The organism is Mesorhizobium sp. M0166 (assembly GCF_040322255.1).
GTDB lineage: Bacteria > Pseudomonadota > Alphaproteobacteria > Rhizobiales > Rhizobiaceae > Mesorhizobium.
Genome location: NZ_JAMYTD010000005.1, coordinates 158643 through 179387 on the forward strand (window position 1 = coordinate 158643; position 20745 = coordinate 179387).

General features: G+C 62.9%; 15 protein-coding genes. 6 read left to right on the top strand and 9 right to left on the bottom strand.

Features of this window, described 5'->3' with window-relative positions:
* Positions 1-126: 126 nt before the first annotated feature.
* A complete protein-coding gene (locus NKJ46_RS09065; RefSeq protein WP_352664189.1) occupies positions 127-978 on the top strand; it encodes an ABC transporter substrate-binding protein in 852 nt (283 codons plus the stop codon).
* Positions 979-992: 14 nt separating this feature from the next.
* Here the strand turns inward: NKJ46_RS09065 and NKJ46_RS09070 are convergent, their stop codons facing one another.
* The gene (locus tag NKJ46_RS09070; protein ID WP_352664191.1) at positions 993-1403 is read right to left on the bottom strand and encodes a tellurite resistance TerB family protein; all 411 of its coding nucleotides are present in this window, start codon (positions 1401-1403) and stop codon (positions 993-995) included.
* 246 nt (positions 1404-1649) lie between these two features.
* Between NKJ46_RS09070 and NKJ46_RS09075 the strand changes: the two genes are divergently transcribed.
* Complete coding sequence (locus tag NKJ46_RS09075) at positions 1650-3305, top strand: lysine--tRNA ligase (RefSeq protein ID WP_352664193.1); 1656 nt, start codon at positions 1650-1652, stop codon at positions 3303-3305.
* Here the strand turns inward: NKJ46_RS09075 and NKJ46_RS09080 are convergent.
* The 7 genes from NKJ46_RS09080 to NKJ46_RS09110 form a co-directional block, all read right to left on the bottom strand.
* Complete coding sequence (locus NKJ46_RS09080; protein ID WP_352664195.1) at positions 3268-4104, bottom strand: thermonuclease family protein; 837 nt, start codon at positions 4102-4104, stop codon at positions 3268-3270. The genes NKJ46_RS09075 and NKJ46_RS09080 overlap by 38 nt on opposite strands.
* A gap of 11 nt (positions 4105-4115) precedes the next feature.
* A complete protein-coding gene (locus NKJ46_RS09085; protein ID WP_023677336.1) occupies positions 4116-4760 on the bottom strand; it encodes a S24 family peptidase in 645 nt (214 codons plus the stop codon).
* Positions 4761-4841: 81 nt separating this feature from the next.
* A complete protein-coding gene (locus NKJ46_RS09090) occupies positions 4842-7061 on the bottom strand; it encodes a 3-hydroxyacyl-CoA dehydrogenase NAD-binding domain-containing protein (protein ID WP_352664197.1) in 2220 nt (739 codons plus the stop codon).
* Between the two features lie 12 nt (positions 7062-7073).
* Entirely contained in the window at positions 7074-8282 is a 1209-nt protein-coding gene (locus NKJ46_RS09095) for an acetyl-CoA C-acetyltransferase (protein ID WP_352664199.1), read from the bottom strand.
* A 31-nt stretch (positions 8283-8313) separates the two neighbouring features.
* Positions 8314-9483 carry an acyl-CoA dehydrogenase family protein gene (locus NKJ46_RS09100; RefSeq protein ID WP_352664201.1) on the bottom strand — a complete coding sequence of 390 codons (1170 nt, stop codon included), beginning with the start codon at positions 9481-9483 and terminating at the stop codon, positions 8314-8316.
* Between the two features lie 114 nt (positions 9484-9597).
* Positions 9598-11394: an acyl-CoA dehydrogenase gene (locus NKJ46_RS09105; RefSeq protein WP_352664203.1), complete on the bottom strand. Its 1797-nt coding sequence runs from the start codon at positions 11392-11394 to the stop codon at positions 9598-9600.
* A 236-nt stretch (positions 11395-11630) separates the two neighbouring features.
* Positions 11631-12092: a MerR family transcriptional regulator gene (locus tag NKJ46_RS09110; RefSeq protein ID WP_023677331.1), complete on the bottom strand. Its 462-nt coding sequence runs from the start codon at positions 12090-12092 to the stop codon at positions 11631-11633.
* 550 nt (positions 12093-12642) lie between these two features.
* Between NKJ46_RS09110 and NKJ46_RS09115 the strand changes: the two genes are divergently transcribed.
* The 4 genes from NKJ46_RS09115 (at position 12643) to NKJ46_RS09130 (ending at position 19774) form a co-directional block, all read left to right on the top strand.
* Entirely contained in the window at positions 12643-16503 is a 3861-nt protein-coding gene (locus NKJ46_RS09115) for a peptidoglycan-binding protein (RefSeq protein WP_352664205.1), read from the top strand.
* Positions 16504-16694: 191 nt separating this feature from the next.
* The gene (locus NKJ46_RS09120; protein ID WP_352664207.1) at positions 16695-17618 is read left to right on the top strand and encodes a sulfite exporter TauE/SafE family protein; all 924 of its coding nucleotides are present in this window, start codon (positions 16695-16697) and stop codon (positions 17616-17618) included.
* Positions 17618-18409: a TIGR02186 family protein gene (locus NKJ46_RS09125; protein WP_352664208.1), complete on the top strand. Its 792-nt coding sequence runs from the start codon at positions 17618-17620 to the stop codon at positions 18407-18409. The genes NKJ46_RS09120 and NKJ46_RS09125 overlap by 1 nt, the downstream gene beginning before the upstream one ends.
* Positions 18410-18517: 108 nt before the next feature.
* Positions 18518-19774, top strand: a complete 1257-nt coding sequence (locus tag NKJ46_RS09130) for an Hsp70 family protein (protein WP_352664210.1) — start codon at positions 18518-18520, stop codon at positions 19772-19774.
* A gap of 5 nt (positions 19775-19779) precedes the next feature.
* Here NKJ46_RS09130 and NKJ46_RS09135 read toward each other — a convergent pair whose 3' ends face one another.
* The gene (locus tag NKJ46_RS09135) at positions 19780-20682 is read right to left on the bottom strand and encodes a LysR substrate-binding domain-containing protein (protein ID WP_352664212.1); all 903 of its coding nucleotides are present in this window, start codon (positions 20680-20682) and stop codon (positions 19780-19782) included.
* Between the last annotated feature and the right edge of the window lie 63 nt (positions 20683-20745).

A 20745-nucleotide genomic window follows, 5' to 3' on the forward strand; every position in this document is an offset into this window, starting at 1 on the left:
AACTCACTAAACAATATCCCTAAATCGTCACGATGAAACCAAAAACCGTTGTACCTGTGTTATTTTCGTACAAAAACCTGTGTTATTTCGTACTAAAGTCGGTGCAAGACCGGACGGAGTCGTCGCGTGGCGTTTCGGCGCATATCCATTTCATTGATCTCGATACTGATCGGAGCGCAATTGCTTGCGGCTGCTGCGCTCGCCGCGGAGCCGCAGGTGCCGGTGTTTTGGGACGCCAAGGAGCGGCTGCCAAAGCCGGACCTTTCGATGCTGCCGCGGCTGCGATTCCTGACCACCACGGATTTCCCGCCGTTCAATTTCCTCGATGGGGCAGGCCGGCTGTCGGGCTTCCATGTCGACCTGGCGCGCGCCATCTGCGCCGAGCTCGGCATTGCCGAAAAATGCCAGATCCAGGCGCTGCCCTGGGCCGAGCTCGAAGGTGCGCTCGGGAAAGGCGAAGGCGAAGCGATCATCGCCGGCATCGCCGCGACTCCGGAGTCGCGGTCGAGATACGCATTTTCACGCTCCTACCTGCAATTTCCGGCACGCTTCGTCATGCTAAAGACAAAGGCGCTGACCGAACCAATGTTCGACAGGCTGCGCAGCAAGCGTGTCGGCGTGATCGCCGGCTCCGCGCATGAGCGGATGCTGCGCGACTATTTCGGCGACGTCCAAATCGTCCCCTTCGCAAAGCCGGAGGAGCTTTATGGCGAGCTGAAAGCCGGCAAGATCGACGCCGCCTTCGGCGACGGCATGCGTTTCGCATTCTGGCTCGGCGGTTCCGATGCGACGGGCTGCTGCCGCTTTGCCGGCGGCCCCTATCTGGCGCCCGAATATCTCGGCTCAGGCATGGCGATCGCCACCAGGGCCGACGATCCGGCACTGGCCGCCGCTTTCGACTACGCGCTGCAGGAAATTTCGGTGAAAGGCACGTTCGCCGAGTTCTATCTGCGCTATTTTCCGGTCAGCTTTTTCTGAGCTTGGCTGCCGGCTCACGTCAGCGTGCGAAGGCGGGCCTTGGCGGCTCGGGCAATGGCGGCGACCGTCAGCGCATCGAGGTCGAGTGCCCGGCGGACGAGCTGCAGCACGCGCACCTCCTCCAGGCGCATTTCGAGATCGACGGCCGCGACCTCGAAGGCGGCCGCATAGGCGGTGTCACGCAGGCGTTCGGGCAGCGCCTCGGCGACACGCGCAAGGACGCCCTCCAGCCCGTCTTTTTCCTGCAGCATTTTCTGGCAGGCCTGGGCGACTTCGACCAGCCGCTCCCGGTTGAAATCCTCAAACACCGGCCAGGATCGAACGACGTCGCCGATCCGCGCCAGTTCGACGTCGGTCATGTCGCGGTCTGACGCCGAGGTGATGACCATCAGGTAGATCATGGCTTCGTGTGGCGACAATGGCATTTACAACTCCTTGAGATGGTCCCGAAGTTAGGAACGAGGGACCGGCGCCGCAAGGAAAAACAGCCGCGATCGTCGGCGCTTCGGTCACACCTTGGAACTTGATCCATCCTGACTATCGGGACGGGGGCTCTTAATCTTCTTGCCTGATCACGGTCCTGCCCGGAAACCGGGTTCCACTTTTCGGGATCATGGTCTAGAGCATGCGGCTGCCGGCATGGATGCTGGCAAAGTCGCAGGAATAGCATCATGGCCGAACAACAGCCGATCGATCTCAGCCCGGAAGTCCTCGCCGCCGCCGCCGAAAGCAAGGCGTGGCCGTTCGAGGAAGCGAAAAAGATCGTCGCCCGTTACGCGAGCAGCGGCTACCCGGAAACGGTGCTGTTTGAGACCGGCTACGGCCCGTCGGGGCTGCCGCATATCGGCACGTTCGGCGAGGTGGCGCGCACATCTATGGTGCGCCACGCCTTCCGCGTGCTGACCGAAGACAAGGTCAAGACGCGGCTGCTGTGCTTCTCCGACGACATGGACGGATTGCGCAAGGTGCCGGACAATGTGCCTAACAAGGACATGCTGCGCGCCTATCTCGGCAAGCCGCTGACCAGGATACCGGACCCTTTCTCCAATGAGTATCCGTCGTTCGGCGCCGCCAATAACGCACGGCTGCGCGCTTTCCTCGACCGTTTCGGCTTCGATTACGAATTCGCTTCCTCGACCGACTATTACACTTCCGGCCGCTTCGACGCGACGCTGCTCAAGATGCTCGAGCGCTTCGATAAGGTGATGGCAATTATGCTGCCGTCGCTGCGCGAGGAGCGGGCGCTGAGCTATTCGCCCTTCCTGCCGATCCATCCCAAGACCGGCATCGTCATGCAAGTCGCGATCGACGAGCGCAAGCTCGATGCCGGTACCATCGTGTGGCGCGACCCGGACACCGGCGAGCGCTTCGAGACGCCGGTGACCGGCGGTCATGCCAAGCTGCAATGGAAGCCCGATTGGGCGATGCGCTGGGCAGCACTCGGCGTCGATTACGAGATGTCCGGCAAGGATCTGATCGATTCCGTCAAGCTCGCCGGGCAGATTTGCCGCGCGCTCGATGCTCCGGCACCGGAGGGCTTCAATTATGAGCTGTTCCTCGACGAGCACGGCCAGAAGATCTCGAAGTCGAAGGGCAATGGGCTGACCATCGACGAGTGGCTGACTTACGCGCCGACCGAGAGCCTCAGCCTTTATATGTTCCAGCGCCCGCGAACCGCGAAGAAGCTTTATTTCGACGTCATCCCGAAGGCGGTAGACGAATATTACACGTTCCTCTCTGCCTATCAGAGGCAGGACTGGAAGGAGCGGCTGGGCAATCCGGTCTGGCACATGCATGACGGCAATCCCCCGGCAGTCGACCTGCCGGTGCCGTTCGCGCTGCTGCTCAACCTGGTCAGCGCCTCGAATGCCCAAAACAGGAGCGTGCTGTGGGGTTTCATTTCGCGCCACGCGCCGGGTGTGACGCCGACGACGCATCCCGAGCTCGACCGACTGGCCGAATATGCGATCCGCTATTTCGACGATTTCGTGAAGCCGGCCAAAGTGTACCGTGCTGCCGACGCGGTGGAGCGCGAGGCGCTGACCAAGCTTTCGGAAGCGCTCGCCGCGCTGCCGGCTGATGCCGACAGCGAGGCGATCCAGAACGCTGCCCTCAATGTTGCGCGCAAGATCGAGCGCTACCAGGATCATTCCAAGCAGAGCCCGGAGGGCGGACCCGGTGTCTCCGTCGCCTTCTTCCAGATGATCTATCAGGTGCTGATAGGTCAGGAACGCGGGCCGCGCTTCGGCTCCTTCGCCGCGCTCTACGGCATCGCCGAAACGCGCGAGCTCATTCAGCGGGCGCTGGCTGGTCAGCTGGCGGCATGAGGACGCCGTCCTGCTCTTCCAGGATCGAGCTCGGCGCTACAGGCGCGGATCGCGACGCAGCCGGGAGCGGCGGCAGGCCTGAAACGCTCGGCGCCGGCCCGAAGACGCCTTTCTTTGCTGCACGCGCCTTCTCGCCGGCTTCTACGTAAGCGCCGCCCTTGGCGGCGCGCGCCCAGCCGTTTTCGACCAGCCATTGGCCGATATCCTGGTTGCCGATCCGGCACTCGGCGGCGATCAGATCACGGCCGCCTTCGGGCGGCACGGCACAGACCACCGCACGACTACGCAGAAAGGCGCGGAAGGCCGTTCGCGCCTGGATGCCGCAATTCCAGGATTTGCCGCCGTCGGTGCAAGTCTCCTCCTGCTTGACGATGTCGATACCGGAAACTGCAATCGAATAGCCCTTTGCCTCGATGAGCCCGGCGGCCGGCGCGACAGGCTGGAACAGTTTCGTGCCTTTCCAGTCGTCGGGCATTTTCGTTTTTGGCGGCTTGGGCGGTCCGGCCAATGCCAGATCGCTCAACGGGGCGCGCGGCTCGATCCGCTCGAGCTCGTTGGAACCGAGCTGCGGCGGCACCACGATTTCTGGATCGATTGCCCTCGAATGCGCCGCCTGCTTGGCCGGCTCTGGTTTGGGGATAGCCGACGTAGCCGGCGCGACGGGCTGCGGTTCAGCGCTGACCTGGATTTGCTCCCAGGGGCCGCCGCTTTCGCTCTGGACGGCGCGGCCGCCGGCGACAATTGCCGTGGCCATCGCGGGGATCGCCAGAACAGCCAAGGCAAGGTGAGGCAGACGCACCGGCCCCGCGCCTACTGGCTTGCCCAGACAATCCGCGCCACCCATTCGACATCGCGCATGGGGATGTCGCGGTCCGGGTGATCGGGATTGAGGGAGACCAGCGCGATCGACCTCGGTGTCTGGCGGTCGAGCACCTTGGCCATCACCTCGCCGGCATTGGTCTTGACGACGACGCGATCGCCCTTTCGTATGGTAGCCCCCGGCTCGACGATCAGGACATCGCCATTGCGATAGAGCGGCAGCATGGAATCGCCCTGGACCTTCAAGGCATAGGAGGTTTCGGTTGCCCTTGCCGGAAGCTCGATCAGGTCCCATCCCTGCCCCGCCGGAAACCCGGCGTCGTCGAAGAAGCCACCGGCGCCCGCCTGGGCGAAGCCGAGCAGCGGCACCGACGATCTCTGCACGGGCAGTGCGCCGGAATTACCCCGACCCTCGACCAGCCCCGCAAATTCATCCAGCGAGGCGCCGGTCGCCTCGATGATCTTGGCCAGCGATTCGGTCGACGGCCAGCGCGGCCGCCCGTCTGAGGACAGCCGCTTCGATTTGTTGAAGGCGGTCGAGTCGAGGCCCGCGCGCCTGGCCAATCCGGAGGCCGAAAGCGAATAACGCTCGGCAAGAGCGTCGATGGCGGCCCAAACGCGGTCGTGCGAGAGCACCTTGCTCTCCTTCAAAACAGGAAAAAATACCTTCCCTGTTCTACCCCTTGGCCGCCATCTTGTCCACCGCCGAAGACGGCGTCACGCGGCCTCCTTGGCCTCGTCCCTGGTATAGGGATCGAAGCGCTCGTAGAAGGTCTCGCCCTTCTCGGCCATGTCGAGCAGCAGCTTCGGCGCCTTGAACTCGGTGCCGTATTTCTTCTGCAGGCGCTTGGCGAGTTTGACGAATTTCTTCGCGCCGATGCCGTCGATGTAGGACAGTGCACCGCCTGTATAAGGCGCGAAGCCGAAGGCCAGGATCGAGCCGACATCGGCCTCGCGTGGGTCAGTAACGATGCCTTCTTCCATCACCCGTACCGCCTCAAGCGCGATGGTGACCAGCAGCCGCTGCTTCAGTTCCTCATAATCGACCTGCTCCGGCGCCAGCTGCGGATAGAGGTCCCTGAGGCCTGGCCACAGCTTCTTCTTCGCCGGTTTTGCCGGATAGTCATAGAAGCCCTTGCCGTTCTTGCGGCCCAAGCGACCATGCGTGTCGACCATCGTGTTGATCAGCGCCATCTGCTTCGGATCGACCGCCTTGTCGCCGAGGTCGCGCATGGTCTGCTTCATGATCTTCTGGGCAAGGTCGATCGCCGTCTCGTCGGTCAACGCCAGAGGACCGACCGGCATGCCGGCGGCTTTCGCCGCATTCTCGACCATCGGCGCCGGAACACCTTCGATCAGCATCTTGTAGGCTTCCGACATGTAACGCAGCACGCAGCGATTGACATAGAAACCGCGCGTATCGTTGACGACGATCGGCGTCTTCTTAATGGCGCGGACAAAGTCGATCGCGGTGGCCAGCGCCTTGTCGCCGGTTTTCTTGCCGAGGATGATCTCGACCAGCATCATCTTGTCGACCGGCGAGAAGAAATGGATGCCGATAAAATTCTTCGGCCGCGCCGAATTCCTGGCCAGCGATGTTATCGGTATGGTCGACGTATTCGAGGCGAAGATCGCCGACGGCTTGAGCACAGCCTCGGCCTGTTCGGTGGCACCCTTCTTTACGGCCGAATCCTCGAATACCGCCTCGACCACAAGATCGCAGCCGGCGAGATCGGCGTAGTCGGCCGTCGGCGTGATCAGCGACAGTAACTGGTCCTTGTCCTGCGGCTTGGCACGGCCCTTCTTTACCTGATCCGAGATCAGGTTGTCGGAATGCGCCTTGCCCTTGGCGGCGGACTCCATGTCGCGGTCGAGCAGCACCACCGGAATGCCGGCCTTGGCCGTCACATAGGCTATACCCGCGCCCATGAAGCCGGCGCCGAGCACGCCGATCTTCTTGAACGTCGTTTCCGGTACACCGGCCGGGCGGCGCGCGCCCTTGTTCAGTTCCTGCAGCGACACGAACAATGAGCGGATCATCGCTGCCGCTTCCCTGGTCTGCATGATCTCGGTGAAATAGCGTTGCTCGATCCGCAAGGCGGTGTCGAACGGCACCAGCAGGCCCTCGTAGACGCATTTCAGGATGGCGGCAGCCGCGGGATAGTTGCCATAGGTCTCGCGGCGCAGGATGGCGATAGCCGGCGGCCACAGATTGGCACCGGCCATCGAATAGATCGGAGCGCCGGGCAGCTTGAAGCCCTTTTCATCCCAGGGCGCCACCGGCTTCAAGCCGTTCCTGATCATCGCCTTGGCGGTTTCGACCAGTTTGTCCGGCTCGGCAATTTCATGGATCAGGCCCATCGACTTGGCCTTCTGAGGCGACAGCGTCTGGCCGGACGTCAGCATTTGCAGCGCCTGCTGCTGGTCGGTCAGCCGTGGCACGCGCTGGGTGCCGCCGGCGCCCGGAAAAATGCCGATCTTCACTTCGGGAAGCGCCATCCTCACCTTGTCGGAATCGGCCGCGACACGGCCATGGCAGGCGAGCGACAATTCGAACGCCCCACCCATGCAGGTGCCATTGATCGCCGAAACCCATGGCTTTCCCGAGGTTTCCAGCTTGCGGAACAGGCCGTTCATGGTGCCCGCATTGTCGAACAGCGCCTTGGTCGCCTTCTCCGGGTCCTTCGCCTTGTCGGCGGCGAAGGCCGCCAGCATCTTCTGCAGCATGGTGATGTCGGCGCCGCCCGAGAACGTATCCTTGCCGGAGGCGATGACCGCGCCCTTTATCGCTGCATCGCTCGCCACATTGTCGACGATGGCGTTCAGTTCGCGCATCACCTCCTCGGTGAAGACGTTCATCGAACGGTCCGGCATGTCCCAGGTGACCAGCGCAATGCCATCGGCGTCGACTTCGAGGGTGAAATTGGTGTAGCTCATCATCTCTCTCCGTCAGACGCGTTCGATGATCGTTGCGGTGCCCATGCCGGCGCCGATGCAAAGCGTCACCAGCGCGGTGTTGAGGTCGCGGCGTTCCAATTCGTCCAGCACCGTACCGAAGATCATCGCACCGGTGGCGCCGAGCGGATGGCCCATGGCGATGGCACCACCATTGACGTTGATCCGGTCATGCGGAATGTCGAAAGCCTGCATGTAGCGCAGCACCACCGAAGCGAAGGCCTCGTTGAGCTCGAACAGGTCGATGTCCGACAGCTTCATCTTCGCCCGCTTCAACAGCTTCTCGGTGACGTCGACCGGGCCGGTCAGCATCAGCACCGGTTCGGAGCCGATATTGGCAAAGGCGCGGATGCGCGCGCGCGGCTTGAGGCCGAGCGTCTTTCCGGCCTTTTTCGAGCCGAGCAGCACGGCCGCCGCGCCGTCGACGATGCCGGAGGAATTGCCGGCATGGTGGACGTGGTTGACCTCTTCCACCTCGGGATGCTTCTGCACGGCGACGGCATCGAAGCCGCCCATCTCGCCGGGCATGACAAAGGACGGATTGAGTGCGGCCAGCGACTGCATGTCGGTTGAGGGCCGCATGTGTTCGTCGTGGTCCAGGATGGTCAGGCCGTTCTGGTCCTTGACCGAGATCACCGAATTCTTGAACCGGCCCTCGCCCCAGGCCGTGGCAGCACGCTTCTGGCTCTCGACCGCGTAGGCATCGACGTCGTCGCGCGAAAACCCGTATTTGGTGGCGATCAGATCGGCCGAGATGCCTTGCGGCACGAACCAGCCGGGCAGACCGACCGACGGGTCCATGAACCAGGCGCCGCCGGAGGCGCCCATGCCGACGCGCGACATCGATTCGACGCCACCGGCAATGACGATCTCGTCGGCGCCTTGCGCGATTTTGGCGGCGCCGAAATTGATAGCGTCGAGGCCCGAAGCGCAGAAGCGCGATATCTGCATGCCAGGCGCCTTGGTGTCGTAGCCGGCCTCGAAAGCAGCGGCACGTGGAATGACCGCACCCGCCTCGCCAACCGGATCGACACAGCCGAAGATGATGTCGTCAACAGCGGCGGTGTTCAGTCCGTTGCGGTCGCGGATGGCCTCGAGCACCTTGGCGCCGAGCCGCACCGCCGGCACTTCGTGCAGCGAGCCATCCTTCTTGCCCCTGCCGCGCGGCGTGCGCACGGCATCATAGACATAAGCTTCGGCCATTTTCCTGCTCCTTGGGTTTGCTGAAACTCGCTCAGAGCGAGCGCCCGATCAGCAATTTCATGATCTCGTTGGTGCCGCCGTAGATGCGCTGGACGCGGGCGTCGCGAAACATGCGCGCAATCGGATATTCATTCATGTAGCCATAGCCGCCATGCAATTGAAGGCATTCGTCGACGACTTTTCCCTGCAGGTCCGACAGCCAGTATTTGGCCATAGACGCCGTCACCGGGTCGAGGCCACCGTTAATGTGGCGGGCAACGCAGTCATTATAGAAGACGCGGCCGATGGTCGCCTCGGTCTTCAATTCGGCAAGCTTGAACTGGGTGTTCTGGAATTCGATGATGGCCTTGCCGAAGGCCTTACGCTCCTTGACGTAGTCGATGGTAAGCGCCAGAGCCCGCTCGACCATGGCGATGGCTGTGGTGCCGATCTGCAGCCGCTCCTGCGGCAACTGTTGCATCAACTGGACGAAGCCCTGGCCTTCGTCGTTGCCGAGCAGGTTCGAGGTCGGCACACGCACGTGGTTGAAGAACAGTTCCGACGTGTCGTTGGCTTTGAGGCCGATCTTGTCGAGGTTGCGGCCGCGCTGGAAACCCTCCACCTCGTCGGTCTCGACGACGATCAGCGAGATGCCCTTGGCGCCCTTCTCAGGATCGGTCTTGGTAACGACGATGATGAAATTGGCGAGCTGGCCGTTGGTGATAAAGGTCTTCGAGCCGTTGAGCTTGTACCGGTTGCCGTCCTTTTCGGCGCGGGTCCTGACGCCTTGAAGGTCGGAGCCCGCACCCGGCTCGGTCATGGCGATGGCGCCGATCAGCTCGCCGGTCGCCAGCCTCGGCAGCCACTTCTTCTTCTGCTCCTCCGAGCCGTAATGGAGGATGTAGGGGGCGACGATCGAATTATGCAGGCCAATGCCGAACCCGTCGACGCCGACATGGCCGATCGCCTCGATGATGGCGCTCTCATGCGCGAAGGTGCCGCCCGAACCACCATATTCCTCCGGCATCGAGGCGCAGAGCAGGCCGGCAGCACCCGCCTTCAGCCAGCTTTCGCGGTCGACCATCTCGTTCTTCTCGAACTCGTCGTAACGCGGCGCGATCTCTTCCGACATGAAGCGGTGCGCCATATTGTAAAGCATGCCGACCTCGTCCGCCGCCCAGGCGGGCTTGGGAAGGCCAAGGATTTCGGCGGGGTTGGTCATGTTTATTCTCCGATCCTCCTTCCAAGCACGCCGCCAGAATTGAGCTGGCGCGCTGCCGTGGCGACCGTTCCCTTCGGGCCACCCTCCTCTCAAAGGGGGAAGGGAATGCCGAACCTAGAACGCTTCCGCCGGCAGTGCCATCAATGTATCGGCACCGCTGGAGATGCGGGCAAGATGCGCCGACGTCTCCGGCATGATCCGCTCTATGAAGAAGCGCGCCGTCACCAGCTTGTTATCGTAGAAAGACGAAGCGCCGTCGGCGCCATCAGCCAATTTCGCTGCGGCCACCTTGGCCATCCGGGCCCACATATAGCCCAGCGCCACCAGGCCGAAGAGATGCATGTAGTCGGTCGAGGCGGCACCGGCATTGTCGGGCTTGGCCATGCCGTTCTGCACCAGCCACATCGTCGCCATCTGCAGATCGTTGACGCCCTTCTTCAGCGCCTTGGTGAAGGGCGCCATCTTCTCGTCGGTGCGGTTTTCCTCGCAGAACTCTCCGACTTCCTTAAAGAAAGCCTGGACCGCGCGGCCGCCATTCAAGGCCAGCTTGCGGCCGACGAGGTCGAGCGCCTGGATGCCGTTGGCACCCTCATAGATCATGGCGATGCGGGCATCGCGGACGAACTGGCTCATGCCGTGCTCTTCTATATAGCCGTGGCCGCCGAAGACCTGCTGCGCCATTACCGCATGATCGAAACCCTTGTCGGTGAGCACGCCTTTGACCACCGGCGTCATCAGGCCGGTGTAGTCGTCTGCGACCTGGCGATCTTTGTCGTCACCGGAGCGGTGAGCGATGTCGGACTTGATCGCCGTCCACAGCGCCAGCGCGCGGCCGGCCTCGTTGAACGCCTTCATGGTCATCAGGCTGCGGCGGATGTCCGGATGGACTATGATCGGATCGGCCTTCCTGTCCGGCGCCTTCGGTCCTGACAGCGAGCGGCCCTGCAGACGATCCTTGGCGTAGGAAACCGCATTCTGATAGGCGACCTCCGATAGCGAGAGCCCCTGCAAGCCGACGCCAAGCCGCGCCTCATTCATCATGGTGAACATTGCTTTCAGCCCGCCATTGGCCTCGCCGAGCAGCGTGCCTTCAGCGTCGTCATAATTCATGACGCAGGTCGAGTTGCCATGGATACCCATCTTCTCCTCGATCGAGCCACAGGAGACGGCGTTCTTCTCGCCCGGATTGCCTGAGGCATCGAGCTTGAGCTTCGGCACTATGAACAGCGAGATGCCCTTCACGCCATCCGGCGCGCCGTCGATACGGGCCAGCACGAGGTGGACGATATTGTCCGATATGTCATGCTCGCCGGCCGAGATGAATATCTTCTGGCCGGAGATCCTGTAGGTGCCGTCGCCATTTGGGACGGCCTTGGTGCGCAGCAGGCCAAGATCGGTTCCGCAGTGCGGCTCGGTCAGGTTCATGGTGCCGGTCCATGCGCCCTCGACCAGCTTCGGCAACCATGTTGCCTTCTGCTCTTTGGTGCCATGGGTGATGATCGCAGCGATCGCGCCTTGCGTCAGGCCGGCATACATCATCAGCGACATATTGGCCGACACCATATATTCGGCAACCGCGGTGTGCACCGCGTAGGGCAAGCCTTGCCCGCCGAACTCGACAGGTGCCGCGAGCCCCATCCAGCCGCCTTCGCGATACTGGTCGAAAGCTTCCTTGAAGCCTTTCGGCGTCGTTACCGAACCGTCGTCATGGCGCACGCAGCCTTCCACGTCGCCGACACGGTTCAGTGGTTGCATGACGTTTTCGGCGAGCTTCGCGCCCTCGGCAAGGATGGCCTCGAGCACATCCGGCGTCGCGTCGGAAAATCCGGGAAGATTGGAATAGCGCTGATATCCCAGCACTTCGTTCAGTACGAACAGCGTGTCCCGGACCGGCGCTCTGTAGATCGGCATGCGTTTCCTCCACCATGCGGTCTCGACCCCGAAATCAGCCCCAGCATATGAGGATGGCAGGCGGACCAACGTTACGGTCGAGATAACAAATATTGACGTTTGCGTAAACGTCAATTCTGCGATGCGGCAAATTTTCCCCGCGCGCCAAGACGGCAAACGGCGAAGGACGGTAAACGACGAAGAACCGCGCAGCGAAAGCCACGCGGTTCTCATTCGTCGAAAATCCAAAGCTTAGTTTAGCTCGCCACGCTGGCCTGCGGCGTCGAGCGCTCGATCAGCATTTGTCGGACGGTCGACATCGAAGCACTCAGCTCGCTGATGGCGTCGTCGATCAGCGCCCGCTGCTTCTGCAGACGGGCAAGCTGCTTCTCCGACTTGTCGAGCGCCAACCGCAATTGCTTGGTGTTGGAGCCGTTCGGATCATAGAGGTCCATCATCTGCTTGACGTCGCGCAGCGAGAACCCGACCTTGCGGCCAAGCAGGATCAGCTTCAGCCGGGCCCTGTCGCGGCGTGTATAGAGACGGGTCGATCCGTCGCGCTGCGGGTTGAGCAGACCCTTGTCCTCATAGAAACGCAGCGTACGCAGCGTCACTCCGTATTTCTTGGCCATTTCGCCGATGCGGACAAGCTCTTCACCGGCTTCGCTCGACATATCGTTGGTGTTGGCCGCGGCCTGGCCGGGCGAAATAAGTTTCATGGTCACTGGCTTTCCCCGTCTGGTGGCGTCGCGGTCGCGGACCTTGCGTCGCCTGAGTGAAAGCGGGGGCGTGCTTCCACTCGTGGTTTCAACAAACAAATCGCAAACGGCGTAATCCGCTCATTTACGTTTACGTCAATTCTATATCGATAGCCGCCTCACCACGCAAGAGCGTTCTGGTCTTGCAACTTTATGCCGCAGCACCAGCGGATAGCCCAAAAATCGCGGTCGACTTCGGAAAGAACCCTGCGGCAGATCAAAATTCTACAGCGTCCTTTCTGCGTCCAAAGGGACACGCGACGCCGTCGGCAGCCAGCCGACAAAGTTGCAACTTCTTAAGCTTGGTTAACGCGTTGTTTACCACGTTGGGGCGAAATGTGCGCATGTCGGTTACCCGTGTCTATCCTGTACTGAATTTTTCACGGTTTTTCGGAGCGCGGATGAGACCCGGGAAGCTCGTCTTCCACTGCAACAAGCCAAGCAGTCGCCTTCGTCCCGGCAGGACTTTGGGAACCTGGTGAAAGCCAGCAATTCTGAAACGGGCGCATTGATGAACAGCAAGCGGTCCTACCTCGATACACTCAACGCCGGCAGGCAACGCCGGCCGCACACGACGCTTGAAGAGCTCAACCGCTCCCTGGAAACGCTGGAGCAGCGGCTGGAGCGGACGCGCGAGGAGACGGCAAGCCACCCCGATCCGCGCCGACCAGCGGCAGAACCGCGCTATCCCAGCGCCCAACCCTATGGCCAGCAGCGCCGGTATGAGGATCCACGCGCGCAGCGGCCGAAAGGTCCAGCAGCGGCTTTCGACCAGAATTACCAGGCGATCGCCCGCGATATCGACCGGGTGCGCGGCCAAGAGGACGGCGTCGCCCTAGCCGGCAAGATCGCCGGGGAATTGCGCGGCCTGCGCGAAGAGCTGCGCCAGCAGATGACCTCCGGCCTGCAACGCGAGTTCGAGGTACTGCGCAAGAATATTGAGCGAGCCTTCCAGTCAAATGGCGGCGGCAAAGGCAGCGCCGAACTCAACGTCGAATTCGAGCGGCTTTCCGGCGCCATCCAGACATTGGCCGAAAAAAGCGACGACAGAAGCGTCAATATGCTGCGGCTCGAGCTTGAGCAGGTCAAGGCCGCGCTCGATACGCTGGCGCGCGAGGAGAGCGTGCAGGCGGTCGGACGCCGCTGGGACGATTTCGACCGCCGCTGGAACGCCTTCGAGGACCGCGTCGAGGCCGACCAGCGCAAGCGCTCCGATGCACCCGGCCTGTCGGCGCTGACGGAGCGGCTCGAACAGATCAGCAATGCCGTCAGCAATCTGCCGGAATCGCTGTCGCTGCGCTCGCTTGAGGAAAAGGTCCGCACGCTTGCCGGAGCGGTCGACCATTTCGCCCGCCAGCAGGACAATCGCGGCGGCGACACATTCAGTCAGATCGACGAGCGGCTCGACGAGATTTCCCGCGCAATCGTCGCCTCGACGGTTGCCGCGCAAGCCAATTCGTTCGACCCCGAGCCCTTCGAACGCATCGAGAAGCGGATCGATTCACTGGCCCAGCAAATCGAAGAAGTGTCGCAGGATCGTCCGGGCCGGGAGGTCATCGACCGTCTCAACACGTTGTCGACCCGCGTGGATGAGCTGGCCGGCCGAGCCAATCTGCCGGAACAGGCGATGGAGCGCCTTGCCAGGCAAGTCGCGCTTATTGCCGACAAGATCGACCACGCACCCGCCATGCCCGACGCCGACTACATCTTCCAGGGGCTCGAGCAGCGCTTCGACGTGCTGTCCAGCATGATGGAACGTCGCCAGGGCGACGCCATCGAACAAGGCAACATGCTGTTTCGCGACCTTGAGCGCCGGTTGGACGAGGTCGCCGACAGGCTGGACCAGCGCATGCCGCAGGTCGACAGCGCCGGCATCATGGATGCCATCGACGCTCGCTTCACCGCGCTGGCCAAGCGGATGGAGACGCGCGTTCCAGACCCCGCCAACGAGGCGGCGATCCGTGGCCTGGAGAGCCGGCTCGAAGACATCTCAAGCCGGCTGGATTCGTCCGCGGCACAGGTTGCCAGCATCGACCCGGCTTTGATCCGCAGCCTCGAAGCGCAGGTCGCCGGCCTGACGGCGCATCTTTCCAAGCCCGGCACGCCGCTGCCGGAATTCGACGACATCAGCCCACGTCTCAACGAAATCGAGAAGTCGCTGGCCGGAACCCGCGATTCCATCCTCGGCGCGGCGCGCGAGGCGGCTGAGAGCGCCGTCCGCTCGCTGGCCGGATCAAGCGCGAACACGGCGGCCGTTACCGGCCTGGCCCAGGACCTGAAGACGCTCGAGGCACTGACGCGCCGTTCGGATGAGCGCAACTCGAGGACGTTCGAGGCTATCCACGATACGCTGCTCAAGATCGTTGACAGGCTTGGTTCACTGGAGACCGGCGAACTGGCAAGCGCGGAATTGAGCAAGCGCTTCGGCCGGGCATCCAAGATCTCGGTGCAGGACGCACCGTCGATGGACCTCGACCAGCCGCTGCCGTTGACGGGCAGCATGGCCGATCTCGACGGCCGCGCCGCGGCGCTCGCGCGCGACGAGCCAGGTCCGCGTACGCCAGCCGAGGCCGCAGCAGCAGCCGCCCTGGCGGCTCTCGGTTCAGACACGACGCGCGAAAAAACCGAGCAGGGCGGCGGCAGGAAATCAATGTTAGGCGGGCTGGCACGCGCCTTGAAAGGCAAGAAGGAGGCCGAGATGCCGCCGCTTGCAGGCTCGGCGCCGAGCGCCGAGATACCGAGCGTCGATCTCGACGAGCCCCTCGACCCCAAGCTCGCCAACCGGCCACTGGAACCCGGCTCCGGCGCACCCGACCTCAGCGCCATCATGAAGCGTGTGCGCGACGAGCGCGGGCAGCCGGCTCGGGAAGGCGGCGCCGAGGCGGCGAAATCGGACTTCATCGCGGCAGCCAGACGGGCTGCGCAAGCGGCGGCCGCCGAGGCGGACGCCCTCAAGCGCCAGTCGACGATGAAAGGCCCGGTCAAGGCACTCAGGATCGGCGACCTGCTCAAGGCGCGGCGCAAGCCGATCCTGATGGGGGCAATCGCCATCATGCTGGCGCTTGCCGGCCTGCAACTGGGCCAAGCCTTCTTCTCCGACCCGGTCGAAGTCGCCAACAATGAGGCGGCACCCGCCGTGGCCGTACAGCCGGTGGAAACCGCATTGGCCAGCGTTGCCAGCGAGCCGAAGGCGGACGCGCAGACGACAACACAGGAGAGCGCGCCCTCGCCCACCGTCAGGCAGGCAGAGCCATCCGCACCGATGACCAAGGACGACACGGCGGCGCAAACCGGCCCCGCTACACCGGCAACCGAGGCATCGACCGCGCCCTCAGCTTCCACGGCGTCCGCTGACCTGGCGGCGCCAGACACCACGGCCGCAGTCCCCGCGCCGGCAGCGGCGACGGCCAGCGACGCCGAGCCAATGGCTGCCGCGCCTGCTACCACCACCGCTGCTACGCAAGACACGACCGGCACGGTGCCGCCGGCGGATGCTGCCGCGGCAGGCGTTGCCAAGATCGACGTTCCGGCCGATGCCGGTCCGGCCGCCCTGCGCGATGCAGCGGCCGGCGGCGACGCCAAGGCGATGTTCGAGATCGGCTCGCGCTACGCCGAGTCGCGCGGCGTCAAGGAAGACATGGCGGCGGCGGCCAGATGGTATGAGAAAGCTGCCGAACTCGGTTTCGCACCGGCAGAATACCGCATCGGCAATTTCTACGAGAAGGGCATCGGCGTCGCACGCGACATCAAGAAAGCGAAGACCTGGTACCAGCTTGCCGCAGAGCAGGGCAATGCCAGCGCGATGCACAATCTGGCCGTCTTGTTTGCAATGGCGGCGGATGGCGTGACCGACAATGAATCGGCAGCGCACTGGTTCCAGGCGGCGGCGGATCTCGGTGTCAAGGACAGCCAGTTCAATCTCGGCATCCTGGCGGCGAAGGGCGTCGGCATGAAGCAGAACCTCGAGGAGAGCTACAAATGGTTCGCGCTCGTCGCCAAGACCGGCGACAAGGATGCGGCGGCCAAGCGCGACGAGATCGCCAAGGCGCTGAGGCCCGAGCAGCTGGAGCGTGCGCGGGCCTCGGCTGAACTGTGGAAGGCCAAGCCGCTCGATCCAACCGCCAATTCGGCCGACATTCCTGAATCGTGGCAGGACGGCACACCGCAGACGACCGCCGGCATCGACATGAAGAAAGCGGTCCAGAACATCCAGCGCATTCTCAACAAGAACGGCTACGAAGCCGGCAATCCGGACGGCATGATGGGTCAGAAAACCAAGAACGCGATCATGGCCTTCCAGGCCGACAACGATATGAAGGCAACCGGCGCGATCGACGAAAAGCTGGTCAAGGCACTGCTTGCGCGTAAATAACGGCGGATGCGTCGTTTCCGCGACGCCCTTGCCACAGATTTGCCTGTTAACTGATTGAGTTGTTTTTTGTTTCGGCGGTGCGGCGAAGTTTGACTTCACCGCCCGTCCGGCGCAAGAACGAGATAGCCTTTTGGCGCAAAATGCCCGCAACGGCTGCATTCGCCAAGAGACAAACTGATCGAGACTGACGGGTGGGCATCTATCTCCCGATCGCGGAAATTTCCGTCAACATCTTCGTACTGCTGGCCATGGGTGCGGCGGTGGGTTTCCTGTCGGGCATGTTCGGCGTGGGCGGCGGCTTTCTCATTACGCCGCTGCTGATCTTCTACAACATACCGCCGGCAATCGCGGTCGCCACCGGCGCCAACCAGGTCATCGCTTCCTCCTTCTCCGGCGCCCTGTCGCACATGAAGCGCGGCACGCTCGACTTCAAGCTTGGCGGCGTGCTTTTAGCCGGCGGCATCGTCGGCTCGACCGGTGGTATCTATGTCTTTGCGCTCCTGCGCCGGCTCGGCCAGCTCGACCTGTTCATCTCGCTGCTCTACGTCGTGCTGCTCGGCACCGTCGGCGGACTGATGCTGGTCGAGAGTGTCAATGCACTGCGCGCCACTCGCAGCGGCGCCGCACCGGTATTGAAGAAATCCGGCCAGCACAATTGGATCCACCGTCTGCCGCTAAAGATGCGGTTCAGGGCCTCGAAGCTCTTCGTCAGCGTCATTCCGGTGCTTGGGCTAGGCGCGGCGATCGGCTTCCTGTCCTCGATCATGGGCGTCGGCGGCGGCTTCATCATGGTTCCGGCCCTGATCTACCTTTTGAAAGTGCCGACCAACGTCGTCATAGGCACCTCGCTGTTCCAGATCATCTTCACCTCGGCCTACACCACGCTGGTCCACGCCACCACCAACCAGACGGTCGACGTCATGCTCGCCTTCCTGTTGATGGCAGGCGGCGTCGCCGGCGCGCAATATGGCGCCAAGGCTGGTCAGAGGCTGCGGGGCGAGCAACTCAGGGCGCTGCTGGCGCTGCTGGTGCTGGCGGTAGCCATCCGGCTTGCCATCGATCTTTTCGTCACGCCGCCCAATGTCTATTCGCTGTCCGGCGTGGGCCTGAGCTGATGGCTGGCTTGAGGACGCTCGCGGCCGTCGCCTTGCTGTCGCTGCTGGCGGCTGCGCCACCGGCGAAGGCGCAGACACCACTAACCGAAAATATCCAGATCGGCCTTTCCACCGACAATGTCTCGATTACCGCCGGCTTTTCCGGCGCCGACCTGACCATCTTCGGCTCGCTGGAAAATGCCGATCCGCTTGTCGCGCGGCAAGGGCGCTACGACGTGATCGTCGTGCTGGAAGGCCCGGCCCGACCCGTCGTCGTGCGCCGCAAGGACCGGGTGCTCGGCGTCTGGGTCAATCTGGAGTCGGAGACCTTCAAAAACGTACCTGTCTCCTATTCGGTGGCGACGACGCGGCCGCTGCAGGACGTCACCGATCCGAACAGCTACAAGCAGCTGTCGCTTGGCGCCTCGAACCTCTATTTGCAGCCGGCCGACGCCGAGGAAAGCCCGGCGACAATCGAGGAGTTCACCGCCGCGCTGCGCGAGCGCAAGGCGGCGACAGGCCTCTACAGCGAGAATGTCGGCGGTGTGCAGTTCCTGTCGCAGAACCTGTTCCGCGCCACCGTCAGGCTCGCCCCAAACGTTCCGGTCGGCACCCATAAGGCCCGCGCCTTCCTGTTCAAGAGCGGCCTGTTCATCAAGGAAAGCTCCGCCCAGCTCGAAATCCGCAAGTCCGGTTTCGAACAGTCGATCTTCCGTGTCGCGCACGACTATTCGTTCCTCTACGGTGTCTTTGCCGTTTCGCTGGCCATGCTGACCGGCTGGCTCGGAAGACTGGTCTTCAGGAAAGACTGAACTCTCGTAAAAGTGGTTTCCCTTTCCGAGGGTATGGGTTAGACCGCGACCCCCGGCCCGACCGGACACGAGCTGCTGCTCCCCAAATCAGAAATACAGGAACGCACGATGCGACCAGCATTTGCCGGGATCGACTTCGGCACTTCAAATTCCACCGTGAGCGTGGTCAGGAACGGGCAGCCGCGGCTGGTGGCGTTGGAAGACGGCCAGGTCACGCTGCCCAGTGCGGTGTTTTTCAATTTCGAGGACAACCGCACCTATTTCGGGCGACGCGCCATCGCCAACTATACGGACAGTATCGAAGGCCGCCTGATGCGCTCGCTGAAGAGCGTGCTCGGCAGCTCGCTCGCTCACGAAAAGACGCGCATCAAGGCGCGCTCGATCGGCTTCATGGAAATTGTCGGCCTATTTGTCGGCCATCTGAAAAAGAAACTCGAAGAAAACGCCCTCGACACAGTCGAAAGCGTCGTGCTCGGACGGCCGGTACAGTTCGTCGACGACGATGCCGGGGCCGATGCCGAGGCCGAGCATGAACTCGAAAACGCCGCTCGCGCCCAAGGCTTCAAGCACATCGCCTTCCAATTCGAGCCGATCGCGGCGGCACTCGATTACGAACAGAAGGTGACGCGCGAGGAACTGGCGCTGATCGTCGACATGGGCGGCGGCACGTCCGACTTCTCGATCGTGCGGGTCTCGCCCGAGCGCGCCCGCTCGCTCGACCGCAAGAACGATATCCTGGCCAGCCGCGGCATCCACATCGGCGGCACCGATTTCGACCGGCTGCTGAGCATCGCCCATGTGATGCCGCAGCTCGGGTATCTGACGCCAACCAAGGACGGCAAGCGCAATCTGCCGGCGAGCTACTTCATCGACCTGGCGACATGGCAGCGCATCAACCTGGTCTACACCGCAAGGGCGATGACGCATCTGCGCCAGATCCGCTACGAGGCGGAGCGCGCGGACCTGGTCGAGCGCTTCATCCACATCGTCGAGCATCGTTACGGCCACGCGCTGGCGGCGCTGGTCGAAAGGGCCAAGATCGAGCTGACGGACCGATCGTCGGCCAATATCGAGGTCGCGCTACCGGAGGTGAGGTTCATGGCAGAGATCACGCGCGAAGGTCTCGAAGCCACTATCGCTCGGGATATTGAGCGCGTTGCAGCTACCGTCGAGCAGACCGTCCGCGACGCGCAGGTGAAGCCCTCCGACATCACGGCGGTGTTCCTGACCGGCGGATCGACCGCGATCCCGCTGGCCAGACAACAGATCCTGGCTCTGGTGCCGCAGGCCTCGGTAATCGAAGGCGATGTGTTCGGCTCGGTCGGGCTTGGGCTGGCGCTCGACGCACAGCGGAAGTTCGGCTGATCGGCTTAAAGCGGCGTGGCTCTCTCAGCTTTGCCGCCGAGATGCGCCTTGAGCGCCATCTGGGCCAGGCTTGGCTGGCGGTCGCGATGCGTGATCATGGCAAATTCGCGCTTCGGCAGATCGGTCGGCACGGAACGCAGGCTGCCTTCGGCGACCGCGCGCGCGACGACGAGTTCCGAAATGATGCTGGCGCCGGCGCCGGCCTCGACCGCCTGGCGAATAGCCTCATTGCTCGGCAATACCAGGAATATCTGCAGGTCCGCGAACGAAATCCCGTCGCGTCGGGCAAGGTCCTCCAGCGCCTCGCGCGTGCCCGAGCCGCCTTCGCGAATGATCCAGCGAAGCCCGCCAAGGTCGGGATGTCCAGGCGAAACTTCTGCGATCTCAGGGTGCGAGCGCGCTACTACCAGCATCATGCGATCGATATCGACCTTGGCACGCCGCAAAATGTCGGACTCGGTGCGCCCCTCGACCAGGCCAAAATCGGCTGCGCCATCAAGTACATTGGTCTCGACCTGCCTGGTGTTGCCAATGCTCACGCTCAGCCTGACGGCAGGATAGGCTTCGTGGAAAGAGGCGAGCCGGCGCGGCAGCCAATAACTGGCGATGGTCTGGCTGGCAGCGATCGAGAGACTGCCTGATATCGTCTGCGAGACATGCTCCAGCACATTGTGGGCGGCCGCGGCCCGCTCGAGGACCGCCTTGGCCTCGGGCAAGAATCGGCGTCCGGTCTCGGCGAGCTCGATATTGCGGCCCACTCGGTTGAACAACTGCACGCCGTGCTGCTGTTCGAGCGAGCGGATGGCGGCCGACGCGGCCGACTGTGAAATGCCTAACAAGTCGGCCGCTTTGGTCATGTGCGCCCGTTCGGCGACGGCGACGAAGATCCGCAATTGGTCCAGAGTCATGCCGGTATTAAGAAGCAAATCCGATTAGAATTACAAGAGCAAGTTGTTAGACAGATTGATTGC

Excerpts from the sequence above, each read along its gene's own strand:
- NKJ46_RS09095 (WP_352664199.1), bottom strand. The coding sequence starts at position 8,282 with ATGGCCGAAGCTTATGTCTATGATGCCGTGCGCACGCCGCGCGGCAGG.
- NKJ46_RS09070 (WP_352664191.1), bottom strand. The coding sequence starts at position 1,403 with ATGCCATTGTCGCCACACGAAGCCATGATCTACCTGATGGTCATCACC.
- NKJ46_RS09105 (WP_352664203.1), bottom strand. The coding sequence starts at position 11,394 with ATGCCGATCTACAGAGCGCCGGTCCGGGACACGCTGTTCGTACTGAAC.
- NKJ46_RS09125 (WP_352664208.1), top strand. The coding sequence starts at position 17,618 with ATGGCTGGCTTGAGGACGCTCGCGGCCGTCGCCTTGCTGTCGCTGCTG.
- NKJ46_RS09115 (WP_352664205.1), top strand. The coding sequence starts at position 12,643 with ATGAACAGCAAGCGGTCCTACCTCGATACACTCAACGCCGGCAGGCAA.
- NKJ46_RS09110 (WP_023677331.1), bottom strand. The coding sequence starts at position 12,092 with ATGAAACTTATTTCGCCCGGCCAGGCCGCGGCCAACACCAACGATATG.
- NKJ46_RS09130 (WP_352664210.1), top strand. The coding sequence starts at position 18,518 with ATGCGACCAGCATTTGCCGGGATCGACTTCGGCACTTCAAATTCCACC.
- NKJ46_RS09135 (WP_352664212.1), bottom strand. The coding sequence starts at position 20,682 with ATGACTCTGGACCAATTGCGGATCTTCGTCGCCGTCGCCGAACGGGCG.
- NKJ46_RS09100 (WP_352664201.1), bottom strand. The coding sequence starts at position 9,483 with ATGACCAACCCCGCCGAAATCCTTGGCCTTCCCAAGCCCGCCTGGGCG.
- NKJ46_RS09090 (WP_352664197.1), bottom strand. The coding sequence starts at position 7,061 with ATGAGCTACACCAATTTCACCCTCGAAGTCGACGCCGATGGCATTGCG.
- NKJ46_RS09075 (WP_352664193.1), top strand. The coding sequence starts at position 1,650 with ATGGCCGAACAACAGCCGATCGATCTCAGCCCGGAAGTCCTCGCCGCC.